Origin of the sequence: Paenibacillus sp. 79R4, assembly GCF_013393165.1 — a bacterium.
Lineage (GTDB): Bacteria > Bacillota > Bacilli > Paenibacillales > Paenibacillaceae > Fontibacillus.
Genome location: NZ_QJOT01000011.1, coordinates 152225 through 160422, shown reverse-complemented (window position 1 = coordinate 160422; position 8198 = coordinate 152225). Strand labels below are relative to the sequence as shown.

Below are 8198 nucleotides of genomic sequence, written 5' to 3'. Positions count from 1 at the left end.
TAGCTTGAGCGAAGTGAAAGCTAGCGCCTTTAGACGCGAGCCGGTAATAAAGGCTTATAGCCTTAGAGCAAACCACCCGTTAGACGGGTGGTCATGATTTTTATGGTCGGCTAAAGGCTGATGAGGAACAGAGTAATTGGATTTTGTGCATTAGTGGGAGAAATCAATTGCTTTCGTAACAATAATACTGTATGATACATAGTATAAATCATATACTGTATGACACATAGTAAGTTAAGTTGAAAAAGAGGTGTACTTCAAATGAGTACTCTACTGAATTCTCTCATAACGGAGCTTAGACGAGGAACATTGACTTTAGCCGTATTAAGCCAATTGCGAACGCCTCAATATGGATATTCACTAGTACAACTGCTGGAGGAGTCAGGCATCGGGATTGATCAGAGCACATTGTATCCTTTGCTAAGGAGGCTTGAGAAGCAGGAATTGGTCACCAGCAGCTGGGATACAACCGAAAGCAGACCGCGTAAGTATTATGTGCTGAGTGAATATGGATTTGAGATTTACGGGCAATTGAAGCAGGAGTGGTTAAGCAATTCGAAAGAATTGTACCGTTTATTAGCAGAGGGGGATGACGATGGATCTGATTGATATTTACATTCAGGAAGTCACCAGGCGGCTTCCGGAGAAGGATCGGGATGATGTATCCATGGAGCTTCGCTCCACAATTGAAGATATGCTTCCCGATGATTACAACGAGGGTGATATCAAGGAGGCGCTTGCGAAGCTGGGCAATCCGGCCGTATTAGCCAATGGCTATATGGATCGCCCAATGCATTTGATTGGGCCGCGTTATTTTGAGATTTACGTGTCATTGTTGAAGATGATATTACCGATTGCCATCGTTATTTCGATAATTTCTACCGTTGCTGAGCATCTGATTAATTATGGCGGAGGCACCGAATTAAATTTAATGATCGATACTGTTGTAAATCTGATCGTTCGGGGAATTGTCGGTTCATTCGAGGTAATCGTGCAATTCTTCTTCTGGATCACGGTGATATTTGCGATTATTGAGCGAGCGGATGTGAATAAAGGCTCTGCACCCGTTACTCCAAGATCTAAACAGTGGACACCGGATGATTTGAAGAAGCTTGCGCATATTCCTAAGAAGAGGTCCATTTCTAAGGTGGATGTGTTCGGAAGTTTGTTATGGACGGCGATCTGGACAAGTTTGTATTTCTATGCCGACCATTATGTAGGTGTATACCTGGGATCAGAGAACGGGGTTCAATTGCAGTATCCAACGTTTAACCAGGGAGTATTGCTCCAATATTGGCCGCTTGTACTTATTCTGGCTGGACTTGAGGTTGCGTTGGCTCTTTATAAATATATCGCTGGTCAATGGACCAAGGGATTAGCAATATTCAACATGGCTGTGCAACTGATAGATATTATTATCATGATCGTTATTATTCTCAACCCGAATCTCTTGAATCCAGGCTTTATCGCTTATATAGCTGATTTGTTCATAGTTAGCACCGAGGGAGTAAGCACCTCCATTGTTGGAGGAGTAATATTCATCTTTATCTTTTTCGGAGCGCTTAGTGTTTATGAGGGATTTCGCAAGGCCAAAATCCGTTAATGTTTGATTAGGAAAAGGGTTATCTCGCAGGTAGAAGGTCTACTGCTGAGATAACCCTTTTTATGCTGACATTAGATCTTCCACTTGAACTGAGAACTTAGCTTGATGATATCTGCAGCGCACGGCCCTCCGGCATATGCTTGGGCTGATCTCGGATGATCGTCCCGTCTTCAAGATGCAGCCAGGTATCAAAGCTATGCTGACCCTCCATTAACTGAATTACCCGAGCTCCGGTAGTGAACGGCTGATCCAAGTAAGCGTTTCGGGTGGTCCGTCCGTAGCATAGGCGAATCCCGTAAAGGGTTCCCCAGAAGTCGTTGCCGTGGTCATGACCGACAAAGGTGCCCATGATGTCGCCCATCTCGACCATAGCTGCGAAGAAGCCTGTATTCAACGGCGGGGCGCAGATTAATCGTTCCAGCTTCTGTCCATAGCATATAGTGAAATCCCAAATATCGCTATATTCAGGGAGCGGGATATGGAAGAAGCCGAGCGAAGGCAAGGGGGTTCCACCATGATTTGCTGTCAGTTGATGGGAAGTCCTTGTATACCAGTCGATCTGGTTTCTTCTGATCCAATCATAGTAGTCGATTCCTCTATGAACCAAGGGCGAATAGCTTCCTGTGTCGAGAAAATAAAGCGCTGCAGCAGGCAAATGCTGTCCATCCAGAATCTCAAGTACGTAGTTGCCAGAGCCATGGACACCTGGGGGATCGGGCTTTGCGTAACAGAACTTATGCATCAGCTGGAGCCTGTGCAACTGCTCACGGGTGAAATCCGGCGCCTCGGAATCATGGTTGCCAAATACGGCTGCCCAAGGAATCTGCAGTTCCTCTGGCACCGCTACAGCATCGCGGAACGCCTGCACCGGGTCCGGACTCTTATTGCTGGCGATGACATCTCCGGTATACACTACAAGATCCGGGCGCTCCGCCTCAAGGATCGCCCTCATCATGGCACTCATTCGTGCTTCTTCCTCACACGGCTCACAAAACTCTGTGTCCGTGAATTGAACAATCTTGAACGTTCCGTTTTCCCTGAAATGCAACTGCTTTCTCATCTCACACCATTCCTCCCTTTCCGCTTTTGAAAGACACACAACCGCTAACGAAACGTGGTATCGCTATTTGGGCTCCAACGGACAGTCCCCGATTCTAACGAAACTGGGTATCGTTATTGGAGCAAAATTGGCTTCCAAAGCGGCGATTTACCCTGAATAAAGATATGGTGTTTCGTTAAAAAAATATCACCGCAGTTTCTGCTCAAATAGCGTTCTGTAGTTTCGTTACGCTAGATGCACAACCGCTAACGAAACGTGGTATCGCTATTTGCGCTCCAACGAACAGTCCCCGATTCTAACGAAACTGTGTATCGTTATTGGAGCAAAATTGGTTTCCAAAGCGGCGATTTGTCCTGAATAACGATACGGTGTTTCGTTAAAAAAATATCAGCGCTGTTTTTGCTCAAATAGCGTTCGGTAGTTTCGTTACGTTAGATGCATAACCGCTAACGAAACGTGGTATCGCTATTTGGGCTCCAACGGACAATCCCCGATTCTAACGAAACTGGGTATCGTTATTGGAGCAAAATTGGCTTCCAAAGCGGCGATTTACCCTGAATAACGATACGGTGTTTCGTTAAAAAAATATCAGCGCTGTTTTTGCTCAAATAGCGTTCTGTAGTTTTGTTAGACGCACAGCGAATGATGCAAAAACGAGCAACGGAGCGAATAACGGTCAATGCACGATTCAACAACGAACCCGACGCACAACGATCGACGAAGTGAACAACGAACAACGAACCCGACGCACAACGAACAACGAACCGACGAACAACGAGCAGCGAGCAGCGTATAATCAACAACCAACGAAGCAAGTTTCGTTCGTTTCGTTTACGTTTCGGGCCACAGCGAGCAACGAGCAATGAACAATGAAACAAACAGCAAGCTTCACTTGCCCAATAAGCGTTTCTAGCTAAATAAAGCAGCGGGGACTTTGCCATCCCAATTCGCAGGCAGTTCGAAACCCAGGGCATGAAGCGCAACTGCCGCTGTATCTACGATGAATAGCTCCGGAAGAACAGTGTCGGCAGCAACCCCTGGACCGGCGCAGCCCCAGAATACATTTTTGTCCATCGGATGATCGCTGCCGTGGTCATGCTTGTTAGCTCCGCCACCGCCATGGTCGGTAAGGAGGATCACGAGGCTGTCCTCAAGCAGGCCTTGCTGCTCAATTGCGCGCAGTACGCGGCCAAAAAGCTCATCCATTTTGGTAATCGCTTTTAGATAATTTGGCGAATCCGGACCATAGCCATATTTATGGCCGGAGGCGTCCGGATCATCGAGCTGCATGTAGAGCAGCTTCACGTCGCTGTTGTTCCGAATGTAAGTCTCGATAGCCCCCACGAGCTCATCGTCCGGCAGCGTCTCCTTGTGAATACCGAACCCTTCCTCAATGATCCCGTTGACGATAGGCGCCCAGCTGGAAAAGGCGGCAAGCTTGGCTTCAGGCTGAGCCTCCCTTACCATTCGAAAGATCGAAGGATATGGCGAACTTTCAGGATAGGCCTGAGTAGACGCTATCTCATTATTTAATCCGTGCTTCTCCGGAACGACACCATGAAGGATGGAGCCCCAGCATTCCGCACTGATCGTAGGCGACTGGGCCTGAGCCATATATGTAACAGCCCCGTTGCTCAAAAATGCATCAATATTTGGCGTATCCGTATGCTGAATGAAGTTTCCTGCTCCGTCCATTCCTAGTATAAAGACACGTTTAATCTGCTTGGTGTTCATGATAGAATACCCTCCTCAATAGATGTATGAAGCGATATCACGCCCTAAGCATAATGATCGCGGATAGGGCTGTCAATGCCTTTTATTGACTTGTTATAGGCTTGTTTTTGACTTGATAAGAAGAAGTCACGAACGTGTTATGAGAAAGTCATCAAGATGGTGGTTGGGGTGAGGGGGAGACTCTAGAATGAATACTGTAAGGGTTTACACAACTTGGGCGGAGGGGCTGGATCATGAGGAACATAATGCAATTAAAGAGAGATATTAAGAAGTACAAGTGGCTGCTGCTAATGACAGTACCGGGGATCGTCTATCTTTTCATTAACAACTATATTCCAATGTACGGAGTTATTCTTGCCTTCAAAGACTATAATTACGTGGATGGAATCTGGGGAAGCCCCTGGTCAGGATGGAATAACTTCAAATTTCTGTTCAACTCGCAGGACGCTTATATCATTACTCGTAACACATTCCTATACAATCTTGTCTTTATCACTTTAAATCTCGTTCTGTCTGTAACTATCGCACTCTTAATTAATGAGATTAAAGATAAAGTCGTCAGCCGTTTCTACCAGAGCACATTCCTGCTTCCGCATATCATTTCAATGGTTGTGGTTGCTTATCTCGTCTTCAGCTTCTTGAATGCAGAGAACGGGCTGGTGAACAGATTATTGTTAAAATGGTTCTCCATGGATGGAATCTCATGGTATGGGGAGCCGAAATATTGGCCCTTCATTCTGGTGATCGTCAATGCCTGGAAAAGCGTTGGATATTGGTCGATCATTTATTTTGCATCCATCATTGGGATTGACAAGGAGTATTATGAGGCGGCAACAATCGATGGAGCCAGCAAATGGAAGCAGATGACCCGGATAACTATTCCATTGATCATGCCGGTGATTATCACGTTGACCTTGCTCGCTGTAAGCACGATCCTTCGCTCGGACTTTGGATTGTTCTATCAGGTTCCTATGAATACCGGGGCGCTTATACCAACAACGCAAACCATCGATACCTTCGTGTACCGCGCCATGCTCCAATCCGGTGACGTTGGAATGTCTACGGCAGCGGGATTATATCAATCAGCGATGTGCTTCATTCTCATTTTGGTAGCCAATTCTGCAGTCAGACGAATAAATAAACAGAGTGCATTGTTTTAGCCGGGAGGGAGAGGACAACGTGAGAGAACTAAATATATCCAAGCGAATTGGCCCTGCAATGATCCATCTGTTCTTTTGGTGTTTTACCATTGTATCCTTACTTCCGTTTGTCTTGATTTTTATGGTCTCGATATCAAGCGAGGACTCCATTGTGCAAAAGGGATTCTCCCTATTTCCCAACGAGATCAGCTTTGGCGCCTATCAGTTTCTGTTCAACGATTTTTCTGAAATTTCCAAGGCTTATGGAGTCACCATCGTGGCTACACTTGTTGGTACCGTTGTAAGCCTGCTAATTACAGCGCTCTTTGCTTATCCTTTATCGAGGCCCAATCTGCCATTCAGGCGGACCATTTCCTTCTATCTCTTTTTTACGATGTTGTTCGGTGGGGGTCTGGCACCATGGTATATCACTTATGTGAATATGCTCGGACTCAAAAATACGATCTTCTCCATGATTATTCCAAATCTATTGCTAGGCGCTTTTAACGTGTTCCTGATGAGAAGCTTCTTCGCCTCAACCATTCCTGAATCGGTTATTGAGTCGGCCACGATTGACGGAGCGGGTGAACTAACGATCTTCTTCAAGATTGTCGTTCCGTTATCCCTGCCGATTATGGCGACGATTGGTCTCTTTAATACTTTGGCTTACTGGAATGACTGGTATAATTGCATGCTATTTATCGACAATCCGGAGCTCTATAACATCCAGTATTTGATGACCAAAACGCTGACTAATATTCAATTTCTGATCGCAAAATCAAATAGTACAGCGCAGGTTGGAGAGCTGCTGGCCAAAATGCCGCGCGAATCAGTACGTATGGCACTTGCCATTATCGGGGTGGCTCCATTATTGTTCGCTTATCCATTCTTCCAAAAATATTATATCAGCGGAATTACGTCTGGGGCAGTAAAGGGCTGAGTATCGAGATAGCTTTAGAGGATGCAGGCAGAGCGTTTCATTACTTCAAGGAGGTGGGGCTACCGATACTGATGAATTGGAGTGCAATTCCGGGGGATTAGGTTAGGACAAGAATGATATGAGAGGAGAACAGCGGGAATATGAAGAAGACGTTAAATTTACTGTTCGTAATAATGCTGTGCAGTGCGCTGGTATTGACGGGATGCGGCAAGGGGGATACCAATAAGGGCAATACGAGTGCAGCTGGAAATGAAAATAAAGAAGGGGATAGTGGACTTAAACCGTATAAAATTACGATGGTCTATCCCGCCTCGGCTGCCAAGGATCTTCAGCTGGTTCAGGACGAAATGAGTAAATATTTGACAGAGAAGATCAATGCGACCATCGAGTTGAAGCCGATCGAATGGGCCTCCTGGGACGACAAGACGAATTTGATGAAGGTATCAAATGAATCATTTGACCTCATGTTCACAGCTAGCTGGTTCTCGTATGCGAAGGATGCCGCCAAAGGTCAATACTTGGAGCTTGATGATCTGATGAACGAGTACGGCAAGGATATCCCTGGAGTTCTTGGCGACGACTTTATTAAGGGATCAAGAATCGATGGCAAACTGTATGCCCTTCCGACCAAGAAAGAGTTCGGCCAAGGCTTTGGCTTCGTGCTCGATAAGAAGCTGGTTGATAAATACGGCTTCGATACCAATGGTTTAAAGTCTATTGAGGACATGGAGCAAATGTTCAAGGTCATTAAGGAGAATGAACCGGACGTGGCCCCGGTTGCATCGGCCAAATTCACGAATATTTGGGAGGCAGCCAATTACGATAATATCGTTGCCAATCTTGGCATTCCTCGGGGCAGCAAGGAGCTCAAAGCGATTGATATGCTGGAAGATCCTCATTTTATTGAGTTCTATAAACGGATGCATCAATGGAATCAGAACGGTTGGTTCGATAAAGATATCCTGACTTCGACGGACGATCAAGGGGTTAATATGCTTAAGGCGGGCAAGGCATTTGCCGTTGCCCAATCCTTGAAGCCTGGTAAGGATAAGGAAATGAGTATCAGCGCTGGCATTGAATTGGTGCAGGTTGAGACATTTGAGCCTTTCACGACTACAGGGGATGCACAGGGAGCGATGCTTGGCATTTCCCGAACTTCCAAGGACCCGGCCAGGGTAATGATGTTCCTGAATATGCTCTATACGGACCCGGTATTGTTGAATATGCTCGATTGGGGTATTGAAGGCAAGCATTATGTGAAGGTAAGCGATAATGTGATTGATTTTCCGGAGGGTGTAAACTCCGATACACAAACCTATCCTAACCCGGGTGGCTGGATGTTTGGCAATCAGTTCAACTCATATTTGTGGGTGAACGAGGATCCGAACAAATGGGAGGAATTTCAGAAGTTTAACGACAGATCGGAGCGATCTATCGCATTGGGCTTCTCCTTTAACCAGGAGCCTGTAAAATCGGAGATGGCGTCGCTTGCCAACGTAATGAAAGAGTTCGACGCCACTTTACGGTCGGGTGCTGTGGATCCAGAGCCGCTGATTGAAAAGTGGAAGGAGAAACGTAAATCCGCTGGCTTTGACCGAGTGAAGGCCGAGGTCGATAAGCAGCTCGCTGCGTGGGCTGAGACGCAGAAATAAACAGTTGCAGAGGTGAATAAAAAGGAATTCCGAACTGGGACGATTGCCGTGGTCCTATCTAAGGATTCCT

Annotated in this window: 7 protein-coding genes; 5 read left to right on the top strand and 2 right to left on the bottom strand. The window is 46.2% G+C overall.

Annotated features, from left to right (window positions below; all coding sequences use genetic code 11):
- The first annotated feature begins 261 nt into the window (after nucleotides 1–261).
- A complete protein-coding gene (locus DMN77_RS16900; protein WP_068778454.1) occupies nucleotides 262–609 on the top strand; it encodes a PadR family transcriptional regulator in 348 nt (115 codons plus the stop codon).
- Nucleotides 596–1603 carry an HAAS signaling domain-containing protein gene (locus DMN77_RS16895; protein WP_179015764.1) on the top strand — a complete coding sequence of 336 codons (1008 nt, stop codon included), beginning with the start codon at nucleotides 596–598 and terminating at the stop codon, nucleotides 1601–1603. Before DMN77_RS16900 ends, DMN77_RS16895 begins: the two co-directional genes overlap by 14 nt.
- Nucleotides 1604–1700: 97 nt before the next feature.
- Here DMN77_RS16895 and DMN77_RS16890 read toward each other — a convergent pair whose 3' ends face one another.
- Both DMN77_RS16890 and DMN77_RS16885 read right to left on the bottom strand, forming a co-directional pair.
- The gene (locus tag DMN77_RS16890) at nucleotides 1701–2663 is read right to left on the bottom strand and encodes a metallophosphoesterase family protein (protein WP_068778452.1); all 963 of its coding nucleotides are present in this window, start codon (nucleotides 2661–2663) and stop codon (nucleotides 1701–1703) included.
- A gap of 909 nt (nucleotides 2664–3572) precedes the next feature.
- On the bottom strand, nucleotides 3573–4397 hold the full coding sequence (locus tag DMN77_RS16885) for an alkaline phosphatase family protein (protein WP_179015763.1): 825 nt from the start codon (nucleotides 4395–4397) through the stop codon (nucleotides 3573–3575).
- 233 nt (nucleotides 4398–4630) lie between these two features.
- Between DMN77_RS16885 and DMN77_RS16880 the strand changes: the two genes are divergently transcribed.
- From DMN77_RS16880 to DMN77_RS16870, 3 genes are all read left to right on the top strand, one after another.
- Nucleotides 4631–5557, top strand: coding sequence for an ABC transporter permease (locus DMN77_RS16880; protein WP_068778450.1), 927 nt, complete (start codon nucleotides 4631–4633; stop codon nucleotides 5555–5557).
- A gap of 19 nt (nucleotides 5558–5576) precedes the next feature.
- Nucleotides 5577–6476 carry a carbohydrate ABC transporter permease gene (locus DMN77_RS16875; protein WP_082789916.1) on the top strand — a complete coding sequence of 300 codons (900 nt, stop codon included), beginning with the start codon at nucleotides 5577–5579 and terminating at the stop codon, nucleotides 6474–6476.
- Nucleotides 6477–6616: 140 nt separating this feature from the next.
- Nucleotides 6617–8128: an ABC transporter substrate-binding protein gene (locus DMN77_RS16870; RefSeq protein WP_179015762.1), complete on the top strand. Its 1512-nt coding sequence runs from the start codon at nucleotides 6617–6619 to the stop codon at nucleotides 8126–8128.
- The last annotated feature ends 70 nt before the right edge of the window (nucleotides 8129–8198 follow it).

What these genes read in the sequence shown, in the direction of transcription:
- DMN77_RS16885 (WP_179015763.1), bottom strand. Translation starts at nt 4,397, where the DNA reads ATGAACACCAAGCAGATTAAACGTGTCTTTATACTAGGAATGGACGGA.
- DMN77_RS16895 (WP_179015764.1), top strand. Translation starts at nt 596, where the DNA reads ATGGATCTGATTGATATTTACATTCAGGAAGTCACCAGGCGGCTTCCG.
- DMN77_RS16880 (WP_068778450.1), top strand. Translation starts at nt 4,631, where the DNA reads ATGAGGAACATAATGCAATTAAAGAGAGATATTAAGAAGTACAAGTGG.
- DMN77_RS16870 (WP_179015762.1), top strand. Translation starts at nt 6,617, where the DNA reads ATGAAGAAGACGTTAAATTTACTGTTCGTAATAATGCTGTGCAGTGCG.
- DMN77_RS16890 (WP_068778452.1), bottom strand. Translation starts at nt 2,663, where the DNA reads ATGAGAAAGCAGTTGCATTTCAGGGAAAACGGAACGTTCAAGATTGTT.
- DMN77_RS16900 (WP_068778454.1), top strand. Translation starts at nt 262, where the DNA reads ATGAGTACTCTACTGAATTCTCTCATAACGGAGCTTAGACGAGGAACA.